Source organism: Streptococcus entericus DSM 14446, assembly GCF_000380025.1.
Classification (GTDB): Bacteria; Bacillota; Bacilli; order Lactobacillales; family Streptococcaceae; genus Streptococcus; species Streptococcus entericus.
Genome location: NZ_KB904183.1, coordinates 32,225 through 52,619, shown reverse-complemented (window position 1 = coordinate 52,619; position 20,395 = coordinate 32,225). Strand labels below are relative to the sequence as shown.

Sequence of the window (20,395 nt, the reverse complement as noted above, 5' to 3'; positions counted from 1 at the left end):
GAAAATAATGGATAACACTTTCATTATAACAGATTTTAAGAGAGCTGACCATCAAAAGGCTATCCCTTTTAACAATGTCGGTATGTTAATAATACTCCGATTACTGACCAACCCTATCACCGTCTCTAGCGACGAATCTCAACATCACCAAACATACTCTTTGCCCTAATCTGACGTAGAGCTGCTGAATCTCCTAACTCTAGGCGTCCGTTACTACCTGTCACACGACCCTCAAGCGTATCCACCTTATACTCACCAAAAGCCGTCTCAACATCCAGATAAATGTCGTCTTTGTCATTGGTGGTCAATGTCATCTCAACATCCCCTGCCTGAGTTTCTACAACGATTTCTTTTGAAAAATCAACCTGATGTAGCTCAAAATCCCCACGTTGCCCTTTGGCAATCAGGCGTTCAAGCCTTACCGTCTCACAGGCTAAATCGCCATTGGTTAGAGTAGCTAGGACATTTTTGAGTTGACTCGTTTTCAGAGACACATCACCATTTTTAGCTTCAACGCTAATCTGGTCAAATTGCCCAGTATCTATTGCCAAATCACCGTTTTGCAACAGCACATCCAACTGGTTGCCACTCGTTTGAGAAAGGTCCAAATCGCCATTTTTTATGGACAGACTAGCCTCTCCTAACTGGCAAGACTTAAGCAGGACATCACCGTTTTGCGCCGTCACAGACAAGTATTCAGAAGAAATCTGTTCCACTCGAATGTCCCCTAATTGGCTGTTTAACTGGATGTCTTGATAGTTAGCAGCTGGCAAAATCAGCCTGATTTCCTCATTGGAAAAGAAATGGTGACCGAACGACCCATGAAATCTGAAGCGTTCTTGCAATGGTTCAGTCTGTCTCAGTGAAACATGCTGGGCTTCTTCCGTGACTTCAATAACTGACCTTAATGATTCAGGAATTTTGAGCGTGATCTGTTCCACCGCATCCGTCATGAGTTTGATATCCAAGTCCAGCAGAGATAATGAAATCCTGTCAACAGCTGGCACACCAGAAGATGAGGACATTTCTTGCGGCACTTGAAAAAGAATCTCCTGCTCTTTTAGACCAGCCAATAGCTCTTGTGCCACCAAACTGGGTTCTCCTAACTCAGCTAAGGCTTCCTTGTTATCAGCTAAATCAGATAAATATTCCTCAAAATAACCTAGAATTTCCTGGCGTTGCGCCTCACTCAAACTGCTTAGTTCAGTTGCTAATTGGGCTAAAAACATCTCTTTTGTCATCACCTAACTCCTTCCTTTAGCCATTGCTTCGATACTGTGACTGTACCGTTCCCATTCTGCTTCCAAAAAAGCAAAGCGTTCCACACCTGTCGGTGTGCGTCGATAGTATTTTCGTTGCCGACCTTGATGGGACTCCGTGTAGGTCTCCAGATAGGCATTGAGTTCCATTTTCTTCAAAATGGGGTAGAGAGTAGACTCCTTGATAGGCGTCAGTTGCTTGAGTCGCTGGTTAATTTCATAACCATACGAGGGTTCCTTGGCGACAATGCCGAGCACTAAAAACTCGATAAGTGGCGAAGGAATCGGAAAATGCAAGACCATTTCGACCTCCATGTTTTTAAAAATTATATATTCTTTTTTTAAGTATATTCTGATTATAAACTGATTGCGTGGACTTGTCAAGCAAAAATTTAACTTTTCTGCACATGAACTATTAGTTGTGAGTAAACTGATTTGGGAAATCAAAAAAGACCACGTCCCCACTCCCACAACAGTGTGGCGGAGACGTGATCCTTATTATCTTTATCAATATGACAACTCTTTTCCCCTTCAGCACATTAACGGCAGAAAGTTCAATCAACACGAATAGATTCCCCTGCTGAATAAACCCTACGGATGCCTTCCTTATCCAAGACAACACCATGGAGGACACCGCCATATACGGCGCCACCGTCAATGCCAATCTTGCCATCTTCTGTTGTCCAGATTTGGTCAAGGTAGTCCTGACGATCAAAAAGGTATTTGGTCGGTGTATGCCCAAAGACAATCCGCTTCCCTGTCTGGTTTTGCCCCTCATGAAAAGGTTGGCGCAGCCACACCTTGTCATAGTCGGCTGTCTCACGCACATCCGGCAAGCTCAAATCCAACCCTGCATGCACGAAGAAATACTCCTGCGTCTCATACAGATAGGGAAACTGCCGAATCTGGTCCACCATCTCGGCATACTGCCCTACGATCGCTACCGCATCCGACACAGGATCGACCTGCGCATCCAGCGGTCGTCCCAAGAGCGAATTGATGGTCGTATCTCCGCCATTACGCTGGTAGTGGTCATACCGCTCTGTCGGGTCATCTAGGTAACGTAGAAACATCCACTCATGATTCCCCATGAGACAGACTGCTCCCTCCTCACGCACCAGCCGACAAACCAACTCCAGACAGGACTTGCTGTCTTCTCCTCGGTCGATGAGGTCTCCTATAAAGACCAGCTGCTGGGTCGTTTTGTCCCATTTTTGCAACAAGTCTTGCAATAAATGATATTTTCCATGTACATCGCCAATGGCGAACAGTTGGTTTGACATCTAACTTCCTTTCAACTCCACGGCATAACTCACTACTGACAAAGCATAGAGTGGGGCGGTTTCGGCTCGGAGGATACGAGGACCAAGACCAACCGTTTTTGCGCCTAGAGCGGTCAGCTGGTCGATTTCGGCTGGGGAAATCCCACCCTCTGGTCCGAAAACAAAAAGGATTTTATCACCTGACTGCATCTTGCTTAGGGCTTGGACAAGCTGGCTGGTCTCGCCCTGCTTGGCGGCTTCTTCGTAGGCGATGAGGACATGGTCAAAGTCTGTAAATTGCTGGAGAAAGGCGGTCTTGGTCTCAAAGAGTTGGACTGCTGGGATACGATTGCGTTTGGACTGCTCAGCAGCTCCGAGGGCAATCTTTTCCAGTTTCTCAGCTTTTTTGGCAAGTTTTTTGCTGTCCCATTTGACGACAGACCAGTCGGCAGGAAAGGCTTGAAGCTGGCTAGCACCTAGCTCGGTGACCTTCTGAGCCAGAAACTCCAGCTTATCTCCCTTGGGAAAACCGACCGCAATGGTGACAGAGACTGGAAGTTCGACCATATCTGCCAAGTCTTCGACCAGCTCAAAGGTCTGATCCTCTTTGCTGATGACCTTGGCACGACGTTTGATGGCATCGTCAAACACCAGCACCACCTCATCGTTTGGCTGCAAGCGCATGACGGAAAACATGTGCTTGGCGGTCTCCTTATCCGTGATGGTCACCAGCCCCTCCTGCGGCGCTCTGCCATGTACAAAATACTGCTGCATCTAGCCTCCTACTACGCCTGAGCGATCGGCGGTTTTTTTGAAAATGCAGGCGTTCCACTCGCCTTGAATGAGCTGGGTTTCAAGGAAAAAGCCTGCGCTCTCCGCACTGTCACGCACCATCTCCCACTTGTCCGCGATGATACCACTCATGATTAAGTAGCCCTCATCCTTGACCAGACGATAGGCATCGGCGGTCAGATGGATCAGGATGTCCGCCAAAATATTGGCTACGATGACATCAGCCTCCTGCGTCACCCCTCGGAGCAGGTCGCCCGTGCTGACGGTAATGTTGGTCGTGGTCGCGTTGAGCTGGATATTTTCCTCTGCTACGCGCACCGCCACCTCGTCCAAGTCGTATGCGAAAATTTCCTTAGCCCCCAAGAGAGAGCTAGCGATAGAGAGCACCCCTGAGCCTGTGCCGACATCAAGGACAGTCTCACCTCCGCGCAAGACCTGCGACAGAGCAAAGAGGCTCATCTTGGTGGTCGGATGGGTCCCTGTCCCAAAGGCCATACCAGGGTCGAGACGGATAACCTTCTCCCCAGCGGTCGGCTCATAGTCTGTCCAGCTGGGTACAATGGTCAAATCGTGGGTAATACGGGTCGGCTCGTAGTATTTTTTCCAGTTGTCCGCCCAGTCTTCCTCGGTGAGTTCGCTACTAGCAAGAGTTGTTTCGCCGAGCTCAAGCCCAGCCGCCACCATCTCTGCTAACCCTGCCTGGATGCTGGTCTTAATGGCAGCTAAGTCCTGCGTGTCAGGATAGTAGCCTGTGATGGTCACACGGTCATCCTGTGCCACCTCTGGGATGATTTCGCCAAAGAGGTCTTCCTTGTCCAGATAGTCCCTGCTGTCTTCAATCATCACGCCCTGACTGCCCAGCTCCACCAAAAGATTGCTGACAGCCTCCTGCGCCTCACGGTCTACCGTGAGCGTTATTTCGTTCCATGTGGTCATTGTTTTGTCCTTTTCTATTTTTTATCTTGTGCAAATAATGTGCAAAATGCTCATAGCTGTCCAACTCAGATAAATAGCTTTCCCATGCACGGTAATGGTATCTAGCTTCATCAGCTATAGCCTCATCTTGTTCAAAGAAGCCTAACTTTTGACTAAGTTGCTCAAAGCGGTCAACATAGGCTAAATTCTCCTTCAAAGTCCCCTTCTCCACCAAAACACCCCAAGGCACTTCATGCAGGTCAAAAGTAATCTGTCGTTTCATCAGATGATACAGATACAGTAAAGCAGGACGATAGTCAGGTTCCTTTGCTAAAACTTGCTTAGCGATAGTATATCGGTTTAAGCCTTGAAAAGCAGAAGCCCATGGTTCATTGTAGGCACAAACTGTCCCATCACCAAGTAACCATTTGATGGCTGTCAGATGACCTGTATTGATATCTGCTAAAAAAACCGGGGACAGCTTTTCAAAGAATGTCGCTTGTAATAATGGCTTATAGATATCTCCAAATCTGATGATTTCATCTAAAGTTGGTAAGTTCTCATATGACTTCTGTAACCACTCCTGAAACAGTTGGTGTCGCTTTTTTCTATCTAACTTGGTCAATTGTTTAGGATTTGGATAGGTGGCTAAGATAGTCTTGTAATCTGTTAAGATGTTATGCATGATATTTCCTTTATCATAGCTACCAAATCCATTCCGTCTTGCAAGTTTTCGATATGTTGCGTTTGACGATAGCCACATTTTTCATAAAGGCTGACCAAATGTTTTTCTTGGAGAATGGTGCGCAAATCCCACTTATTCACCTTTGGAAAGGTAGCATCTAACAAGTTGATGGCTTGGTAAGCATAGCCTTTTTGTTGCTCTTCGGGTAAAACTGCTACAATCCCTAGCCACCCTTCCGTCTCCTCCATATTCATCTGCACACGCAAGAAACCAACAATCTTATCATTTGCTTCCATAAGATAATAGTGGCTAGTCGGACGAGAAAATTTTTCCTCAATTGCCTCCCGACTTTCTAAGTAGGGATTATCTTTGTCTCTATACTTCGTATATAATCCTTCAAAACTGGATCGTTGAATAGCTTCAATACAATCCAAATCTGAAAATACCGCTTGTTTTAAATGGATCATGCTCAAATCCTCACTTTCGTATATTAAACATTAAACTCGTGCTTGAAGTTATTGGCTATTTTCAATATGATTATCTAAGTAATCTCTAAATCGATCCTGAAATGGCTGAATAACGATTTTGTCTGTTAAAAACTGGTTGATCGGCATGAATTGGTAACCTTCCCCTTCATCGTCAAGCACGATTTGGTCAACTTGCTTTTTAAGAAGATGTCCGACCACAAAAATACTTGTCTTACTAGGATTTAGTATACCCGGATAGCATTTACTCCAGATGATTTGCTCAGCCGTAATGAATATGACTAGTTATTCATAGAGTTCACGTGATACGCAATCAAAAGGGGGGCATCTCCCTCACGTCCACCTCCAGGAATTTCCCACATATTTGGAAAAGGAATCTCCAGCTTGTTATCTCTTAAAATAGTCAATAGGTGATTGTCATAAATCAAGGCTATTTTACAGCCTGAAAACTCAAACTGTTGGTGCAACAAATTTATTCTCAATACCTCGGATACCCATACCACTCTGTCTCTTCGAATTCAGCTCTGCCTTGTTCAAAGGCTTCTGTATTCCACGCCATGGCAAACTCATCAGCTATGTCATCGGCAAGGAAGTCCAGTAGGTCGTCCATCCCTTGGTCGGCGGTGGCTTGCAGGAACTGGGCAAAGTAGCTCAAAAACTCTCGTGACAGGCCTTTTTTCGGGTCAAAAGGCAGAGCGACCAGGTAGTCTTCTGGGTCAAAACTGGACTTGTCTGGGTGGTAGAAGAGGACAAACTCTTCCAGAGCCACGCCCTCATCATCTGCTCCGCTATCTTCCAAAGAGACACCCTCGGGCAGTCCCGCTTCAAGGACAAAGCTGACCTCGACTGCATGATTTTTCTTGTCCCAGTCGATGGCAAAATCGTAGGAAAAGTGCTTGTCCAACTCTTCCTCTAAAATGCTCAAAAATCCGTATTTGCTCATGATGGTGCTCCTTTTTCGGTTAAAAATGGGGTTACATTCTTCTTGTACTGGTAATTAAGCTAGCACATTCGTCTTTCAGCTGACAGATGGAGGGCATTGACCGCAATGATACAACCGCGTAGCGAATAAGGCCTACCTACTCCTCCTATCCTCTCTATTATACCATTTATTGAGCTCTCTAGCACCCGCTAATTGTTCAGCAATACAGCAAAAAGATAGCGTTTGCAAAAAAACTTGGATATGCTATAATGAATAGTGAAAGGAGGTGCACAGAATGAAAAAATACCGTTTTATCATTGTTCTACTGATCGTTCTTGCCCTGTCTGGGCTTGCACTTTTTGGAGGACGTCACTGGCAACAGCAGCGCTTTAACAAGGAGTTTAAAGAGCTAAACATGGCAATTATCACAGATATTCCAACCATCAATGCCATTGGGCAGCGGGCAACCCAGGCTTTTGAGAGTGAGCTTATCTTTTTCAGTCAGTCTGATGAGACAAGCAGCATTCGCCAGCAGGTCGATTCCTATATCGACAACATCAAACCACAAAGGCAGTCTCTGATAAACCAAGAATGGCTGGTCATCTACCCTCAAACAAGCAAGTCAAAGCTGGAAAACGTCCTTGCCTATGATTTGATGCAACGCACCTATCGCACCAAAGGACTAGACGTTCAGCTTTCAGACGAACAAACCGTCAAGCAGTTCTACGCTAAATCAGATGGATCACCCTTTACCCTCAACGACCTCATCAAGGACAAAGCTGGGTTCAGACAGCAGTTGGACAACCTGCTCTACAAATCCGAAGAACCACAAGCCAAAGCCGCACGTACTGACTTATTGGCACAGTTTGAGACAGACGATTGGTCAGCCATTTCTTTTACAGTTGAGGGATATAATCTCCTACTTGACAAAGCCATCTTATCCCTATCGCCCTTCTTACACTATCTCAATACCAGCTATTTCTCAGAGCAAGAGCTGCAACAACTGCAGGAGTTGGAAACCTCACGACAGCTGATGGAAGACGCCGAAGACACCGTGACCATTCAGTACAACTAAACAAGTAAAAGCACTGCTTCTGGCAGTGTTTTTTGGTATAATAGGGGGAAAAGACAAGGAGAAAGCTATGGTACAACACACGATCATCGCAGAAGACAACGGTCGGGACAACATCACCGTCTATACCAAGGAGCCTGGCGTCGTAACTGCAGCACATCGCTCAGACCTCAACGCCCTAAAACAATTACCCGAAGCACAAAAAGCTGGTATTTACATCCTCATTGGCGAAAATAAACGCTACATTGGACAAGCAGCCACATCCGTATATACTCGTCTCCACCAACATGATAAGGAAAAAAATTGGTGGAATCAAGTCATCTTTTTTGGTCGAGAAGATGGGCATTTGGACAAGTCTCAGCTGGATTATCTGGAGGCTCTACTGATCAAAGAGTTTCGAGAAGCAGGATTTGAGCTAGAAAATGTTACACAAGGAAATTCTTCTTGGATTGATAAAATCAGCAAGATTCGTGCCAATAACATCTGGCATATTACCCAAAATGTCTTGGAAGAGGTCGCCAATATCCCACTCTTTGAACTCTCTACAAATGAAACGGAAAAAGAGTACCATCCCCACCACCAAGGCTACACCATCGCCTTAGCTGATGGTACTATCCTCACAGGAAAAAATCCTACCGCTTGCTACGTCAATCTTTTCAAGCATCTCATCACATCCCCAATCTACTCTGAAAAAGTTTTAGAACTAGTCATCAGAGGCGAGCCAAATGGACGATTTTTATTGGGAACCGTCGAAAAATTTGATAAATCCGGAATCCGACAAACCTCTCCTGTCACGCCCCATATCCATGTCTACCGAAATCTCTCTACTCCTAATAAAAAACGCGTCCTCCAACGATTCGCTGACCAGATTGGTCTTTCTCTAACCATCAACTGGGATTAGAAAGGACTTCCCATGCCCCACAATCTCGCTATCCGCATGCGGCCACGCACCATTGACGATGTCATCGGTCAGGAACACTTAGTAGGCGCTGGCAAAATCATCCGTCGCATGGTTGAAGCCGAACTCCTCTCCTCCATGATTCTCTACGGTCCGCCTGGTATCGGCAAGACCTCTATCGCCTCCGCCATCGCAGGCACGACCAAGTACGCCTTTCGCACCTTCAATGCCACCACCGACAGTAAAAAACGCCTCCAAGAAATCGCTGAAGAGGCTAAATTTTCAGGTGGGCTAGTCCTGCTGCTTGATGAGATTCACCGCCTTGACAAGACCAAGCAGGACTTTCTCCTGCCGCTCCTTGAGAGTGGGGACATCATCATGATTGGCGCCACCACCGAGAACCCCTTTTTCTCCGTCACGCCCGCCATTCGCAGCCGCGTCCAGATTTTTGCGCTGGAGCCCCTGACGATGGACCAAATCAAGACCGCTATCCGCCGTGCAGTGGATGACCCTGAGCGAGGCTTTGCGTTTTCGGTGACCATAGCGGAGCAGGCCCTAGATTTCATCGCCACAGCGACCAACGGCGACCTGCGGTCAGCCTATAACTCACTGGAACTGGCAGTGCTGTCCACCCAGCCAGACGACAAGGGTGTCCGACATATCACCCTTGACATCATGGAAAATAGCCTACAACGCTCCTACATCACCATGGACAAGGACGGCGATGGGCATTACGATGTGCTCTCCGCCTTGCAAAAATCCATCCGAGGCAGTGATGTCGATGCCAGCCTCCACTACGCCGCCCGCCTGATTGAGGCAGGGGATTTGCCCAGCCTTGCCAGACGTCTGACCGTCATCGCATATGAGGACATTGGACTAGCCAATCCAGATGCTCAAGTTCACACCGTGACTGCCCTTGAAGCCGCCCAGAAAATCGGCTTCCCCGAGGCTCGTATCTTAATTGCCAATGTTGTCATTGACCTAGCACTGTCTCCCAAGTCTAACTCTGCCTACCTAGCTATGGACGCTGCCATCGCCGACCTTAAGACCAATGGACACCTGCCCATTCCAAAACACTTGCGCGATGGGCACTACGCTGGCAGCAAGGAACTCGGTCACGCTCAGGGTTACCTCTACCCCCACGCCTACCCAGAAAAATGGGTCAACCAACAGTACCTCCCAGACAAGCTCAAAAGCGCCAGCTATTTTACCCCAAACCAAACCGGCAAATACGAGCGCGCTCTGGGGCAAATCAAAGAATCCATTGACCGCCGCAAGGCCAAACCCAACTAAAGGAGAATTCAACAACATGCACCCTATTACTATAATTTTAGCCAGTCTTGTGGCCCTAGAACACGTCTACATCTTTTATCTGGAGAGCCTGGTGCCTCAGTCTCATCGGACGGCTAAGGTATTTGACCTTAGCAAGGCGAACCAGGCCAATCCAATCGTCATCACACTCTTCAAAAACCAAGGAATCTATAATCTAGGTCTGGCCTTGGCAATGATCTACAGTTTGATAACCAGCAACCAAGAAATGATCACCCTATTTGCTGTGTTTGTGACTGGCGTAGCCACTTACGGAGCCGTGACCTCAAGTCCCAAAATCCTCCTCACCCAAGGCGGACCAGCCATTCTGACCCTCCTATCCTTACTGATATTAGATTAGACCAAAAAAAATGAGAACGTTTGCGTAAAAGAGCTTGACTTTTGCCAGATTTTTGGTATTATAGAATCATAAGAAATGGCTGTGGTATACGAATTCACATCTAAGTGTTGACCGACTATTTTTTGTATTTACCGGGAGACAAGATTTGCCTAACAGTATGCAGGCTGGCTCACCCAGAAGCAACTGAAGTTAAGCACGTGTCGCCCCCCTGCTTTTAGTGTGCGGGTTCAATACAAAACGTGAATCACCGGTACCAATACAGCTTTTTTTATTTAACATGAGAGACTGACCTCGTCAGTCTTTTTCCATAAACACTCTAGAAAGTTCCCCTATGTCAGACAATTTGCTCGTCGCTTTTTTGCTCACTGCCCTAGCGGGTCTGAGCACAGGGATCGGTAGCCTGATTGCCTTTGTTACCCGAAGCGACAATAAAAAATTTCTTTCCATCAGCCTCGGTTTCTCCGCAGGAGTCATGATTTATGTCTCTTTCATCGAAATCTTCCCCAAAGCCCAGGAATTCCTCAGCCACCAGCTGGGCGACAGGGCAGGGACCTGGGCCACTGTGGCTGGTTTCTTCGGTGGTATACTCCTGATCGCCCTGATTGACAAGCTAATTCCATCTGAAGAGAACCCCCACGAAATCAAGACCCTGGACCAGCAGGAACCACAGAAGCTCATGCGAATGGGGGTCATGACTGCCCTGGCCATCGCCATCCATAACTTCCCAGAAGGCCTAGCCACCTTTATCTCTGCTCTCCAGGACCCCAACTTGGCCATCCCCATTGTGGTCGCCATCGCCATCCACAATATCCCCGAAGGTATGGCCGTATCTGTCCCCATCTACCAGGCCACAGGCTCTCGAAAAAAGGCCTTTACCTACTCCTTCCTGTCTGGTCTTGCCGAACCCATCGGAGCCCTGATGGGCTGGTTCCTGCTCATGCCCATCATGAACGATATGGTCTACGGCCTCATCTTTGCCAGCGTGGCCGGCATCATGGTCTTCATCTCTCTGGATGAGCTCCTCCCCACCGCCCACGAGTATGGCGAGCACCACCTGTCCATCTACGGCCTCATCGTCGGCATGCTGGTCATGGCCCTCAGCCTCCTGCTCTTTATTTAGTCGCAAGCTCCCTTTTGGGGGCTTGTTTTTTTTGCCAATAGCTGAGCACCCCCTTTTTCCCTTTAAGCAAATCAATTTACATTTTCACTACATAGTGATAAAATGGGATTATCACCAATCATTAAAGGAGACTAGAGATGATAAAAGACAGTAAAATCACCCTGGGCAAGGTAGTCCTCAACGTGACCAACCTGCAACTGCAAAGCGACTTCTATCAGCAGGTCATCGGCCTTAGCCTGCTAGGGCAAACCAGCGACAGTAGCCAATTGGGCCTGGCTGACCAGCCAGAGGTCTTGGTTGAACTACGACAAGCTCAAACCCCAGCAGAGCCAACCGCAGGCCTCTTCCACCTGGCCCTGCTCCTGCCTGACCGTCCTGCCCTGGCCACCGTGTTCAAGCACCTCTTGCTTAACCAGGTTCCCCTCCAAGGCGGGTCTGACCATGGCTACAGCGAAGCCATTTACCTCCAAGACCCCGAAGGCAACGGCATCGAGCTCTATGCCGACAAGCCTATCAGCCAGTGGGATATCCTAGAGGATGGGCGCATCCTAGGTACAACAGTGGCACTCGCTGCGGATGACCTGCTGGCCCAAGCTAGTCCTAGCCCCCAAGGCTACCAGCTGCCTCCAGGCACCAGCATGGGCCATGTCCACCTCAGCGTGCCAGATGCCGCTACCAGCTCCCAACGTTTCCAAAAGGTCTTTGGTCTGGGGGACAAGTTCAGCATGCCAACAGCCTCCTTCATCGCCTCAGGCACCTATCACCACCACCTGGCCTTCAACCAATGGGCAGGAACAGACCTTGCCGCACGTCAGCCAGGCCAAGCAGGTCTCAACCATTTGACCATCAGCTTCAAGCAGGAACTGGATTTCCTGGCCACCAAAAAACGGGCAGCCCTCCATCAGATGACCCTGGTCAGCGACGACCAAAAAACCTTCCTCCTCCAGGATCCTGACGGTATCCGCATTCAGATTCGCCTGGCAGAATAAAAGTTTCCCACAGGTTGTGGGAAACTTTTATTCTTGTGGGAAATGTCTTTGAAAATCTGCTTTTCTAGGGGATAAAGAAAGACTTTTCCACTCTTTTTGCACAAGTTGTCCACAGGTTTGTGGATAAGCTTTGGAAAACTCATCTTAGTGGTGTACAGGTTTACAGGTGTACAATTGCCCCCTTGTCGGCTATCGCTCAATCTATCCCTGGGCTTTGACAAATGCCAGTCTTCCTTTTACAATAGAGCTATGAAGTTTTTAATACCAACTGCCAAGGAAATGGCCGATCCTGGCTCTATCCCAGCCCAACAGTTATCAGAACAAAGCCAAGCTATCCTGGCTGCCGTCTCTTGCCTGTCAGCTGACCAGCTGACTGCTTTTTACAAGATTAGCCCTGCTGCTGCCCAAAAAGAATGGCAACGTTGGCAGGATCTACTAGCTGGCACCGCATCGTCCTACCCAGCCATTCAGCTTTTCAACGGTCTCATGTACCGCCAAATTGATCGCGAGAACCTTGACTACCTAGCAGAACATGTCCTTATCACCAGCGCCCTCTATGGGGTTATTGGGGCGACTTTCCCCATCGCAGAGCATCGATTAGATTTCCAACAGCACCTCAAGATTGACGGTCACTCCCTCAAAACCTATTGGCGCCCACTCTATGACCAAGCTGTCAGCGGCGAAGACCTCTTGATTTCTCTCCTCTCAAGCGAGTTTGAAACAGTCTTTTCACCGACTGTTCAAGAGCGTTTTGTCAGAGTGCTCTTCCATGAGGAAAAAGCTGGACAGCTCAAAACGCATTCTACCATTTCCAAAAAAGGACGTGGTCTTCTCCTCAAGCAAGCTCAACAAAAAAACGTCAACACCCTTAAACAACTTAAAAAGCTAAGCTTCGAACAGTTCAACTATAGAGAAGAACTTTCCAATCCTCAACAGCTCGTTTTTGTGAGAAAAGTGGACTGAACATGAAAAAACCACGCTAATCAGTTAGCTAACTGTCTTTTAAAGCCCGCTTCCCAACTGTTTAGAAGGAAGCTGGGCTCTTTATTTCGTCAAGTATTACACAACCTTAAAAAAATCGCACCGATCGGGTGCGATAAAACGATTTAAAATTTTTCTTGGTAAAATTCAATCACATCCCCGGCGTTTGGTGTCAGCTCTGCCGCAGATTTATCTGCCATCACATCGTTGACCTTGTACATCCAGTAAAGTTTAGCAGCCTCGTCTTGCTTAACACCGTCAATGGCCGTAACAAAGCCATCGGTTTCTTCAACATCGTGATGAGCTTTCAAGAGGTCAAGTACTGTCTCGCCCTCTTTGAGTGGCACCGATTGTTCTGTCTGTGTTTCGCCAGTCTTCACGACCAGCTGTACCATTTGTTCTGACACCTGACTTGTTGCTGGTGTCGTTTTTTCTTGTTCCAATCGCACAGCTGCACAGCCTGTCACACTGAGCACTGCCATCAAGGCAAAGATAGATGATAGTCGTTTTCTCATGGGAGGTCTCCTTTAGTGGGTTAGTTGCTCTAGTCGAGCAAAAATAGTAACAATAATCGGATAAAATAAGGCTGTTGAGATCGCATGCGCCAGGTTAAAACTAATACCGTTGAGCAGATAAGCCCAGATTGGCATTTGGTAGAACAAGGCAGACACACTATCAATCACCAGACCGTATAAAATCCCCATCAGCCCAGCCAGAACTGATTGGGCAACTCCTCTTATTGTAGCAGATTTTAAGGACTTTGTTAAGGGGTAGCACAGCATTTTCCACAAAAATAGAACCACCCCGTAGGCCAGTAGCTGCCAGAGCACCCAAGGACCAAAACCAAAGATAAAGGAGGTGACTACCATGGTCAATGCCATCACCATCAGGCTATCTGCTAGAACTAGGGTAATGGATAGGACGAGAAATATGGCGGTGATTGGTTTGATGTTTGGAAAAGCGCCAAAAGCGTAGCGAAGCGCTACGCTAAGGGCTGATAGTAAAGCAATTTGAGCCAGACGACGGGTATTCATTAGCCCCAAACCTCATCAATGACCTCTTTGACCAGTTTCAGCTTGTTCCACTGGTCCTCATCAGTCAAAATGTTTCCTTCTTCTGTTGAGGCAAAGCCACATTGGGTTGCCAACCAGAGCTGTTCCAACGGGATATGTTGACTAGCTTCCTTGATGCGGGCAATCAACTGCTCTTTGTCTTCCAGTTTGCCGTCCTTAGTCGTTACAAGACCTAGGACAGCCACCTTGTCAGGGTTTTTGAACTCTGCTAGCGGTTCAAAGCCACCAGAACGGTCGTTGTCATACTCTAGGAAATAGGCTGTCGCATTTTCACGACCAAAGAGGGTTTCCGCTACTGGGGTATAAGAGCCAGACGTCAGATAGGTGGATTGGTAATTGCCTCGGCACACGTGAGTATTGATTTGCAGGTCTTCTGGCAGGTCAACGATGGCGGCATTATTGATTCGCAAGAAATTCTCTCTCAAGAAATCTTTGTCCACGCCTTTAATGACCGACTGGAAGAAGGCATCGTCCATGATAGCTCCCCAAGTACAATCATCCAACTGAATGGTCCGAGCCCCTTCGTCATAAAAAGCTAGAATAGCCTGACGATAAGCCGCTGCTAAGTCCTGTGCTAGATCAGCTGGGTTGGGGTAAACTGCTAAAGCCTTCTCGAGATTGCTACCGCGCTGCAATTCAATCAAACACTGGGCTGGGGCTGGAATAGTCAGCTTAGCCTCTACTCCTCGTTCATCAGCGAGCTGTTTGATAAAGCGGTAGTGTTGGATAAAGGGATGAGTTGCTTTGTTAAAGCTGATTTTACCAGTGACAATCGCCGAGTCGTCATTGGTCTCGACACCAGCAAAATGTAACCCCTCACCGTACTGAGACCGCTCAATGCCCTCAAATCCCCAGAAGAAATCCACATGCCAGTTGGCACGACGGAATTCGCCATCCGTGATTTTCTCAAGACCGACCGCCACCTGCTTATCGACCAACTCAGTAATTAAACGATCCTCTATAGCCGTCAGCTCTTCTTGACTGATTTCGCCCGCGGCAAACTGGGCTCTAGCTATTTTTAATTCTTCAGGACGCAAAAAGCTCCCAACGTGCTCAAAATATTTTTTTGTCATCTGTAATTCCTCCTGTCCTATCCCCAAACCTCGTCAATAACCTCTTTGACCAGTTTGAGCTTGTTCCACTGATCCTCATCAGTCAAAATATTGCCCTCTTCCGTTGAGGCAAAGCCACACTGGGTAGAAATCCAGAGCTGCTCCAGCGGGATATATTGACTAGCTTCCTTGATACGCGCAATGAGCGCTGCCTTGTCTTCTAATTCTGGGAATTTTGAAGTAATCAACCCCAATACCGCAACCTTGTCAGGGTCTTTGAACTCTGCCAGTGGCTCAAATCCACCAGAGCGTTCGTTGTCGAACTCAAGGAAGTAGGTCTTTGCTGCTTCGTCCGCAAAAAGTTCCTTAGCAATTGGATTGTAGCCACCTTGAGAAGCCCAGGTTGAGTGGTAATTTCCACGGCACACATGGGTATTGACCAAAAGCCCAGCCGGCACATGCTCATAGACGTCATTATTAAGGGTTAAAAATAGCTGAGCAAGGCTCTCACGCACCTCATCCTTTGTTTGTCCTTGAAGGGCACCCCAAGCCGTCAAAAAGTTGTCATCAACCAAGACACCCCAGGTGCAGTCATCGACCTGCAACGTCTTGAGACCAGCTGCAACCAAATCATTGATCACTTGTAAGTAAGCTGCCTGGATATCTCGACGCAACTCCTCAACATCAGGGTAAATCTCTTGTAACTTGGCCACATGCTCAGCATCACGAATCAACTCAAAATAGAACTGAGAAGGAGCTGGAATGGTGTATTTGGCTTCGACACCTCGTCCCTCAACCAGCTGAGCCAGAAATTTGTAGTGCTCAACAAACGGATGGTTGTGCCCGGTGATTTTCCCAGAAAGGATGGCCGAGTCAGCCTTGGTCGTCTCGTCATGGAACTTATAGCCCTCGGCTGCCTGGATATGGTCGATACCATTAAACCCCCAGAAAAAATCCAAGTGCCAGTAAAGACGACGGAACTCACCGTCTGTGACTTTTTCCAAGCCAGCCGAAATCTGCTTATCGACAAGTTCTGTGATGGCCTTATCTTCAATCGCTGTAAGCTCCTCAGCAGAAATTTTACCTGCTGTAAACTCTTCGCGAGCTACTCTCAACGCCTCCGGTCGCAAAAAACTACCAACATGTTCAAAGTATTTTTTTACCATTTCATCTCTCCCTTTTTGGTTAATGTTTAAGATGAATTTATTATAACAGACAAAAAATAGTTTGCATAATAGTCTTTTTATGGAGCTGGTTATAGTTTTTAGCTATAACTAAAATGCGAGCCTTCAACCAAGAGCCTTAGTTGCTCTAGCAGGATTACTTTTCAAGTATAAATAAATTGAGGTTGGGACAAAAGTCCTAACCTCTCAAGTAATTTTTAATTTTCAAGCAAGGCGCAATGGTCGAGTGGGCTCTAATTTGCTGATTTTATCAGTTTTTACAGCCCTAATGAGGGAAATGTCTTTCCCAAATTTCCAACCTCAAACAGTCACTTCCCTGACTGTTTGAGCTATGCGGAGGTGGGCTAACGACTCATCGAATTCTGACGAATGACCGATTTTTGTCCCGCTCTCAATTTTTATTTTTCGGCGGTGTACTTAGCCAATGTTTCTTCCACCGTTTTTCCCTTGGCCAACCAGTCCACCAACTTGTCCAAACGGCGGATTTCCTGCATAAGAGGATCTGTAATCTCCTCAATCTGCACCCCACAAATCTTGCCAGTAATCAAAGTGCGATCTGGATGGTAGGCAGGAGCCTGTCTAAAGAAATCACCAAAGGTTACTTCTGATTGACGAAAATCGCTCACTTCTTCTATGCTGTAGCCTGTCAACCAAGTGGTAACTCGGGCGACATCAGCACCTGCATGGCCTTTTCGCTCCACCTTGTTGACCAAGGCTTGGTAGACCGAAGCAAAACTCATCTGGTAGATACGGCTCATCTTACTGCACCCCCAATTCTTCATAAGGTGTTTTGTAGCCGATTTGCAGGATTTTCCCATCCTTGATGAGGAGTGGTCGCTTGATCAACATGCCATCTGCCGCTAGCAAATCCAAGGCTTCTTCCTCTGTCAGACTGTCAAAACGGTCTTTGAGCCCCAAGGCACGGTAACTGTTGCCAGAGGTATTAAAGTATTTCTTTAGCTCCAATCCAGTCGCTGCCATCCATTCCTTGAGCTGGCTTGCTGTCGGAGGTGTCTCCTTGATGTCAATGGCTTCAAACGCCACACCAAGCTGGGTCAACTCTTTCTTAGCAGCCTTACAGGTACTGCATTTAGGGTATTCATAGTAGAGATAGGTCATGATATTTCCTTTCTTTTGTCTCATAGCAGAGCTAATCAGTTGATTTGGAGAGACTTTCTTCATGTGCCAACAGCCAACTTTTTCGCTCCAAGCCTCCTGCGTAACCCGTCAAACTCCCATCACTTCCTAATACACGGTGACAGGGAATAAAGATGGACAGAGGATTTTTCCCAACTGCTCCACCAACAGCTTGGCTAGAGCGGCATTGCAGGCGGTCTGCTAAGGCCTTATACGTACAGGTCTGTCCGTAGGGAATGGTTGCCAACTCCGACCAAACCCGCTGTTGAAAAGCAGTGCCTTGAGGAGATAAGGGAACAGCTACTTTTGGCGCCTCACCTGCAAAGTAGCTCTCCAGCCACTCCACTGACCGCTGAAGGATGACAGAATCTCCCATTTCCACAGGCTCTTTTAACCCTCGTTCAAAGTGAGCTTGCCCCAGAAACCAAGCACCGACCAAGCCTGTCTCATCAGCTACCAAGGAAAGTTCGCCGATGGGAGATATATAGCAAGCTCTGATGAAAGTCACTGGCGCACCTTTGGCTTGCCTTCTGCGTTCAAAAGCGGCGTCAGCCCATGTCCATTTGACAGATACTCTACGCCTGTCTCCTTATCCAGCAACAAACTATACGTTCTCAAGCCATCACTAGGCACTGTAAAGTAAGTGACTTCAAATCGTTCCCGAAGGCCTTCTTTAGCCTTCTTGCTTGCTTCTTTCTCTGCACGCTTACGCTCTTTTTTATCTGCTTCTTCAAAAAACATCTGTCTGCTCCTTTTCTTATTTTCTTCATTATAGCAAAATAGCCTCCGTCATTCAAATAGACAAGAAGCTATCTTGTGGGTAAGTCAACGCTAAAGTCACCGTTCAGGACTGCCATTGCCGATAGGGCAACTTCCTGCTGGAAGTTTGTGATTGAACACTTGTATAGTAAACCGCCACTCTGCTTATCTGTCCAGAAATTTATTTACTCTAGTCTAAATCTAATGAATTGTAACTATGCCAAAAAATCGTTATACTGGTCAAATTGATCAGCCACAGGCAAAGACCATCAACCTTTTTCTGAAGCTACCTTTTCGTAAGCCAACCGCTCACCATCTGGTAACTGAGCAATCCCTACCTGCTGAAATCCTAGCTTGGTAAAAATATGCTGCATCGCTTTATTGGCAGGGTGAGTATCCGCTCGAAATGTCCTAGTTTGACGGACTTCCATCAAACCTTCCAAGAGGGCCAAGATGACTCCTTGCCCACGAAAGGTCTCCGCGACCGCTATCCGATGAAAGGTAAGATAATCAGTTTTATCAGGCTGTCTCCAACTCCCTGTCAATAGACAGTCATAAGCTGGCTCATGACCCATCATGGCAACATAGGCTGCTACTCGACCGTCTACCACAGCAACTTGACCATAGCCTTGCAAGATATCCTCAACAATGATCTCACGGTCAGGATAAGCACCCTGCCATTGGTCACTCCCATAGCCAGCGATATGGCGTCTCGCATCACCAATAATTTCCATGATTTGATTAACTTCACTTGGGAAAGCCAGTCTAATGTCCACAATATCCTCCTTTGAAACGACTGCTTTGAATAGCTATCTTTTTTTATTATAACATAATTGAGGTTTTCTAACTTAAGTGTGTATTTGCTAAAAAACTAGACTGGCTCATGGCCAATCTAGTTTTTATTAGCTTATTTAGCTCGTCTTCTCAGTCCGGCTAAGCCTAGGGCTGATAAGAGGGCTGTTGCGCCGACAGCGGCTAGAGCTGTGTGGGCATCGCCTGTTGCAGGGAGTCCCTTCTTACCTNCTGTCGCTGAGGCTGGTGCTGAAGCTGCAGGAGCTGTAGCTGGTCGGCTTGTCGCTTTAATAAGCTTAGCAACTTCTGCCTTGATGGCTTCGAGTTCAGCTTCAGTTTCTGCGAATGCTACCTTGACAGCCAAATCGCCTTTTTGCTCGTCAGTCAAGTTGGATGCATCGATTGCTTTAAGCAAATCAGTACGACCTGCTGACAAATCAATTGTCGGAGCAGCTGGTGACGCTTGGCGAAGTTTGTTGAACTCTGCTTCAAGAGCTTCGAGTTCAGCTTCGGTTTCTGCAAGTGCCACTTTGACAGCCAAATCGCCCTTTTGCTCGTCAGTCAAGTTAGATGCATCAATTGCTTTAAGCAAATCGGTAGCCAACTTATCCTTGTCCACAGGTTTATTTGGTGTATTACCAGTGTCTGGTGTGTTACCTTGGTTAATGCCTGGGTTACCAGGATTTGAGGTGTCCCCACCTTGACCAGGGGTTCCAGGGGTTGGAACAGGATTTGGCGTTGGTTCTGGAACCGGTGTTGGATCCGGTGTTGGTTTTGGATCCGGATTTGGTGTCGGTTCTGGAACCGGTGTTGGTTCTGGATCTGGTGTTGGTTCTGGATCCGGTGTTGGTTCTGGATCTGGTGTTGGTTCTGGATCTGGTGTTGATTGTGGCTCATAAACAATACCATACTCACTGAAGTGCTCTGCGGTGAATTTGGCATAGCGCTTGCCATCACGAGTCACTGTTGTGAATGACAGGCTTTGGCTCTGGTCACTATTTGGCAAGTAAACCACTTGAGCGACATCTTTGCCGTCATCAATCGGCAGGTAAACGTCAACCGGAGCAGTTGGCTTGGTGACATTACCATCCTTGTCGACCAGCTCGATATCAAAGAGGTCGTAGTCGGTGCCCTTGAGGATGGCTGGTGTTTCAGGGTTATTGGTTTCTTTGTGGAAGACCACTCTCAAGCCTGCCACCTTGGCATCCGCTGATTGAACCTCTGCGATGATACCTGAGTCAGTTTGAGGGTTGACGTCAGTAATTTGACGCGGTGGTTGTGTGTTATCATTTGGATCTGGAGTTGGCTCTGGATCTGGAGTTGGTTCTGGATCTGGAGTTGGCTCTGGA

General features: G+C 47.3%; 25 protein-coding genes, 1 other RNA gene and 1 pseudogene. 8 read left to right on the top strand and 19 right to left on the bottom strand.

All coding sequences use genetic code 11. The features are described from left to right. Nucleotides 1-125 precede the first annotated feature (125 nt). The 9 genes and pseudogenes from A3GW_RS0108655 to A3GW_RS0108615 all read right to left on the bottom strand — a co-directional run bounded on the left by A3GW_RS0108655 (nucleotide 126) and on the right by A3GW_RS0108615 (nucleotide 6,341). The gene (locus A3GW_RS0108655; protein ID WP_018368891.1) at nucleotides 126-1,241 is read right to left on the bottom strand and encodes a DUF4097 family beta strand repeat-containing protein; all 1,116 of its coding nucleotides are present in this window, start codon (nucleotides 1,239-1,241) and stop codon (nucleotides 126-128) included. 3 nt (nucleotides 1,242-1,244) lie between these two features. After that, nucleotides 1,245-1,556, bottom strand: a complete 312-nt coding sequence (locus A3GW_RS0108650) for a PadR family transcriptional regulator (RefSeq protein ID WP_026216674.1) — start codon at nucleotides 1,554-1,556, stop codon at nucleotides 1,245-1,247. 257 nt (nucleotides 1,557-1,813) lie between these two features. Further along, the gene (locus A3GW_RS0108645; RefSeq protein WP_018368889.1) at nucleotides 1,814-2,542 is read right to left on the bottom strand and encodes a metallophosphoesterase family protein; all 729 of its coding nucleotides are present in this window, start codon (nucleotides 2,540-2,542) and stop codon (nucleotides 1,814-1,816) included. Further along, nucleotides 2,543-3,295 (bottom strand): 16S rRNA (uracil(1498)-N(3))-methyltransferase, encoded by a 753-nt coding sequence (locus A3GW_RS0108640; RefSeq protein WP_018368888.1) that lies wholly within the window; start codon nucleotides 3,293-3,295, stop codon nucleotides 2,543-2,545. It lies immediately after the preceding gene. Next, nucleotides 3,296-4,249, bottom strand: a complete 954-nt coding sequence (prmA, locus tag A3GW_RS0108635; protein ID WP_018368887.1) for a 50S ribosomal protein L11 methyltransferase — start codon at nucleotides 4,247-4,249, stop codon at nucleotides 3,296-3,298. Next, nucleotides 4,209-4,913: a hypothetical protein gene (locus A3GW_RS0108630; protein WP_018368886.1), complete on the bottom strand. Its 705-nt coding sequence runs from the start codon at nucleotides 4,911-4,913 to the stop codon at nucleotides 4,209-4,211. The genes prmA and A3GW_RS0108630 overlap by 41 nt, the downstream gene beginning before the upstream one ends. Further along, nucleotides 4,898-5,380: a GNAT family N-acetyltransferase gene (locus A3GW_RS0108625; RefSeq protein WP_018368885.1), complete on the bottom strand. Its 483-nt coding sequence runs from the start codon at nucleotides 5,378-5,380 to the stop codon at nucleotides 4,898-4,900. The genes A3GW_RS0108630 and A3GW_RS0108625 overlap by 16 nt, the downstream gene beginning before the upstream one ends. A 48-nt stretch (nucleotides 5,381-5,428) precedes the next feature. Then, nucleotides 5,429-5,880: pseudogene (locus A3GW_RS11055) on the bottom strand (NUDIX hydrolase). Then, complete coding sequence (locus tag A3GW_RS0108615) at nucleotides 5,877-6,341, bottom strand: DUF3013 family protein (RefSeq protein ID WP_018368883.1); 465 nt, start codon at nucleotides 6,339-6,341, stop codon at nucleotides 5,877-5,879. The pseudogene A3GW_RS11055 and the gene A3GW_RS0108615 overlap by 4 nt, the downstream one beginning before the upstream one ends. Nucleotides 6,342-6,615: 274 nt before the next feature. Between A3GW_RS0108615 and A3GW_RS0108610 the strand changes: the two genes are divergently transcribed. The 8 genes from A3GW_RS0108610 to yaaA all read left to right on the top strand — a co-directional run bounded on the left by A3GW_RS0108610 (nucleotide 6,616) and on the right by yaaA (nucleotide 13,031). Then, nucleotides 6,616-7,395 carry a hypothetical protein gene (locus tag A3GW_RS0108610; RefSeq protein ID WP_018368882.1) on the top strand — a complete coding sequence of 260 codons (780 nt, stop codon included), beginning with the start codon at nucleotides 6,616-6,618 and terminating at the stop codon, nucleotides 7,393-7,395. Nucleotides 7,396-7,462: 67 nt separating this feature from the next. Beyond that, entirely contained in the window at nucleotides 7,463-8,293 is an 831-nt protein-coding gene (locus A3GW_RS0108605) for a GIY-YIG nuclease family protein (protein WP_018368881.1), read from the top strand. 12 nt (nucleotides 8,294-8,305) lie between these two features. After that, on the top strand, nucleotides 8,306-9,583 hold the full coding sequence (locus A3GW_RS0108600) for a replication-associated recombination protein A (protein WP_018368880.1): 1,278 nt from the start codon (nucleotides 8,306-8,308) through the stop codon (nucleotides 9,581-9,583). A gap of 16 nt (nucleotides 9,584-9,599) precedes the next feature. Beyond that, nucleotides 9,600-9,959: a DUF1304 domain-containing protein gene (locus tag A3GW_RS0108595; RefSeq protein ID WP_018368879.1), complete on the top strand. Its 360-nt coding sequence runs from the start codon at nucleotides 9,600-9,602 to the stop codon at nucleotides 9,957-9,959. A 73-nt stretch (nucleotides 9,960-10,032) separates the two neighbouring features. Beyond that, a non-coding RNA gene (ssrS, locus tag A3GW_RS11585) (6S RNA) lies at nucleotides 10,033-10,228 on the top strand. Nucleotides 10,229-10,290: 62 nt separating this feature from the next. After that, nucleotides 10,291-11,079 (top strand): zinc transporter ZupT, encoded by a 789-nt coding sequence (gene zupT, locus A3GW_RS0108590; RefSeq protein WP_018368878.1) that lies wholly within the window; start codon nucleotides 10,291-10,293, stop codon nucleotides 11,077-11,079. Between the two features lie 137 nt (nucleotides 11,080-11,216). Further along, complete coding sequence (locus tag A3GW_RS0108585; RefSeq protein ID WP_018368877.1) at nucleotides 11,217-12,068, top strand: VOC family protein; 852 nt, start codon at nucleotides 11,217-11,219, stop codon at nucleotides 12,066-12,068. A gap of 249 nt (nucleotides 12,069-12,317) precedes the next feature. Further along, nucleotides 12,318-13,031 carry a peroxide stress protein YaaA gene (yaaA, locus tag A3GW_RS0108580; RefSeq protein WP_026216673.1) on the top strand — a complete coding sequence of 238 codons (714 nt, stop codon included), beginning with the start codon at nucleotides 12,318-12,320 and terminating at the stop codon, nucleotides 13,029-13,031. Between the two features lie 143 nt (nucleotides 13,032-13,174). Here the strand turns inward: yaaA and A3GW_RS0108575 are convergent, their stop codons facing one another. The 10 genes from A3GW_RS0108575 to A3GW_RS12265 form a co-directional block, all read right to left on the bottom strand. Then, nucleotides 13,175-13,564 carry a DUF4430 domain-containing protein gene (locus tag A3GW_RS0108575; protein WP_018368875.1) on the bottom strand — a complete coding sequence of 130 codons (390 nt, stop codon included), beginning with the start codon at nucleotides 13,562-13,564 and terminating at the stop codon, nucleotides 13,175-13,177. Between the two features lie 12 nt (nucleotides 13,565-13,576). Then, nucleotides 13,577-14,083, bottom strand: a complete 507-nt coding sequence (locus A3GW_RS0108570) for a hypothetical protein (protein ID WP_018368874.1) — start codon at nucleotides 14,081-14,083, stop codon at nucleotides 13,577-13,579. Further along, on the bottom strand, nucleotides 14,083-15,195 hold the full coding sequence (locus A3GW_RS0108565) for a 5-methyltetrahydropteroyltriglutamate--homocysteine S-methyltransferase (protein ID WP_018368873.1): 1,113 nt from the start codon (nucleotides 15,193-15,195) through the stop codon (nucleotides 14,083-14,085). The genes A3GW_RS0108570 and A3GW_RS0108565 overlap by 1 nt, the downstream gene beginning before the upstream one ends. A 17-nt stretch (nucleotides 15,196-15,212) precedes the next feature. Further along, nucleotides 15,213-16,340: a 5-methyltetrahydropteroyltriglutamate--homocysteine S-methyltransferase gene (locus A3GW_RS0108560; RefSeq protein WP_018368872.1), complete on the bottom strand. Its 1,128-nt coding sequence runs from the start codon at nucleotides 16,338-16,340 to the stop codon at nucleotides 15,213-15,215. 416 nt (nucleotides 16,341-16,756) lie between these two features. Continuing rightward, complete coding sequence (locus A3GW_RS0108555; RefSeq protein ID WP_018368871.1) at nucleotides 16,757-17,116, bottom strand: DUF2200 domain-containing protein; 360 nt, start codon at nucleotides 17,114-17,116, stop codon at nucleotides 16,757-16,759. A 1-nt stretch (nucleotide 17,117) separates the two neighbouring features. Beyond that, nucleotides 17,118-17,477: an arsenate reductase family protein gene (locus A3GW_RS0108550; RefSeq protein WP_018368870.1), complete on the bottom strand. Its 360-nt coding sequence runs from the start codon at nucleotides 17,475-17,477 to the stop codon at nucleotides 17,118-17,120. A 31-nt stretch (nucleotides 17,478-17,508) separates the two neighbouring features. Then, a complete protein-coding gene (locus tag A3GW_RS0108545; protein ID WP_018368869.1) occupies nucleotides 17,509-18,003 on the bottom strand; it encodes a methylated-DNA--[protein]-cysteine S-methyltransferase in 495 nt (164 codons plus the stop codon). Beyond that, entirely contained in the window at nucleotides 18,000-18,236 is a 237-nt protein-coding gene (locus tag A3GW_RS11050) for a DUF6440 family protein (RefSeq protein ID WP_018368868.1), read from the bottom strand. Before A3GW_RS11050 ends, A3GW_RS0108545 begins: the two co-directional genes overlap by 4 nt. A gap of 287 nt (nucleotides 18,237-18,523) precedes the next feature. Further along, nucleotides 18,524-19,030 (bottom strand): GNAT family N-acetyltransferase, encoded by a 507-nt coding sequence (locus A3GW_RS0108535; protein ID WP_018368867.1) that lies wholly within the window; start codon nucleotides 19,028-19,030, stop codon nucleotides 18,524-18,526. A gap of 131 nt (nucleotides 19,031-19,161) precedes the next feature. Next, nucleotides 19,162-19,575 (bottom strand): LPXTG cell wall anchor domain-containing protein, encoded by a 414-nt coding sequence (locus A3GW_RS12265; protein WP_473965405.1) that lies wholly within the window; start codon nucleotides 19,573-19,575, stop codon nucleotides 19,162-19,164. Between the last annotated feature and the right edge of the window lie 820 nt (nucleotides 19,576-20,395).

Bases quoted from the DNA above. Each gene is read 5' to 3' on its own strand.
- A3GW_RS0108655 (WP_018368891.1), bottom strand. From the start codon at position 1,241: ATGACAAAAGAGATGTTTTTAGCCCAATTAGCAACTGAACTAAGCAGT.
- A3GW_RS0108645 (WP_018368889.1), bottom strand. From the start codon at position 2,542: ATGTCAAACCAACTGTTCGCCATTGGCGATGTACATGGAAAATATCAT.
- A3GW_RS0108640 (WP_018368888.1), bottom strand. From the start codon at position 3,295: ATGCAGCAGTATTTTGTACATGGCAGAGCGCCGCAGGAGGGGCTGGTG.
- prmA (WP_018368887.1), bottom strand. From the start codon at position 4,249: ATGACCACATGGAACGAAATAACGCTCACGGTAGACCGTGAGGCGCAG.
- A3GW_RS0108630 (WP_018368886.1), bottom strand. From the start codon at position 4,913: ATGCATAACATCTTAACAGATTACAAGACTATCTTAGCCACCTATCCA.
- A3GW_RS0108625 (WP_018368885.1), bottom strand. From the start codon at position 5,380: ATGATCCATTTAAAACAAGCGGTATTTTCAGATTTGGATTGTATTGAA.
- A3GW_RS0108615 (WP_018368883.1), bottom strand. From the start codon at position 6,341: ATGAGCAAATACGGATTTTTGAGCATTTTAGAGGAAGAGTTGGACAAG.
- A3GW_RS0108610 (WP_018368882.1), top strand. From the start codon at position 6,616: ATGAAAAAATACCGTTTTATCATTGTTCTACTGATCGTTCTTGCCCTG.
- A3GW_RS0108605 (WP_018368881.1), top strand. From the start codon at position 7,463: ATGGTACAACACACGATCATCGCAGAAGACAACGGTCGGGACAACATC.
- A3GW_RS0108600 (WP_018368880.1), top strand. From the start codon at position 8,306: ATGCCCCACAATCTCGCTATCCGCATGCGGCCACGCACCATTGACGAT.
- A3GW_RS0108595 (WP_018368879.1), top strand. From the start codon at position 9,600: ATGCACCCTATTACTATAATTTTAGCCAGTCTTGTGGCCCTAGAACAC.
- zupT (WP_018368878.1), top strand. From the start codon at position 10,291: ATGTCAGACAATTTGCTCGTCGCTTTTTTGCTCACTGCCCTAGCGGGT.
- A3GW_RS0108585 (WP_018368877.1), top strand. From the start codon at position 11,217: ATGATAAAAGACAGTAAAATCACCCTGGGCAAGGTAGTCCTCAACGTG.
- yaaA (WP_026216673.1), top strand. From the start codon at position 12,318: ATGAAGTTTTTAATACCAACTGCCAAGGAAATGGCCGATCCTGGCTCT.
- A3GW_RS0108575 (WP_018368875.1), bottom strand. From the start codon at position 13,564: ATGAGAAAACGACTATCATCTATCTTTGCCTTGATGGCAGTGCTCAGT.
- A3GW_RS0108570 (WP_018368874.1), bottom strand. From the start codon at position 14,083: ATGAATACCCGTCGTCTGGCTCAAATTGCTTTACTATCAGCCCTTAGC.
- A3GW_RS0108565 (WP_018368873.1), bottom strand. From the start codon at position 15,195: ATGACAAAAAAATATTTTGAGCACGTTGGGAGCTTTTTGCGTCCTGAA.
- A3GW_RS0108560 (WP_018368872.1), bottom strand. From the start codon at position 16,340: ATGGTAAAAAAATACTTTGAACATGTTGGTAGTTTTTTGCGACCGGAG.
- A3GW_RS0108555 (WP_018368871.1), bottom strand. From the start codon at position 17,116: ATGAGCCGTATCTACCAGATGAGTTTTGCTTCGGTCTACCAAGCCTTG.
- A3GW_RS0108550 (WP_018368870.1), bottom strand. From the start codon at position 17,477: ATGACCTATCTCTACTATGAATACCCTAAATGCAGTACCTGTAAGGCT.
- A3GW_RS11050 (WP_018368868.1), bottom strand. From the start codon at position 18,236: ATGTTTTTTGAAGAAGCAGATAAAAAAGAGCGTAAGCGTGCAGAGAAA.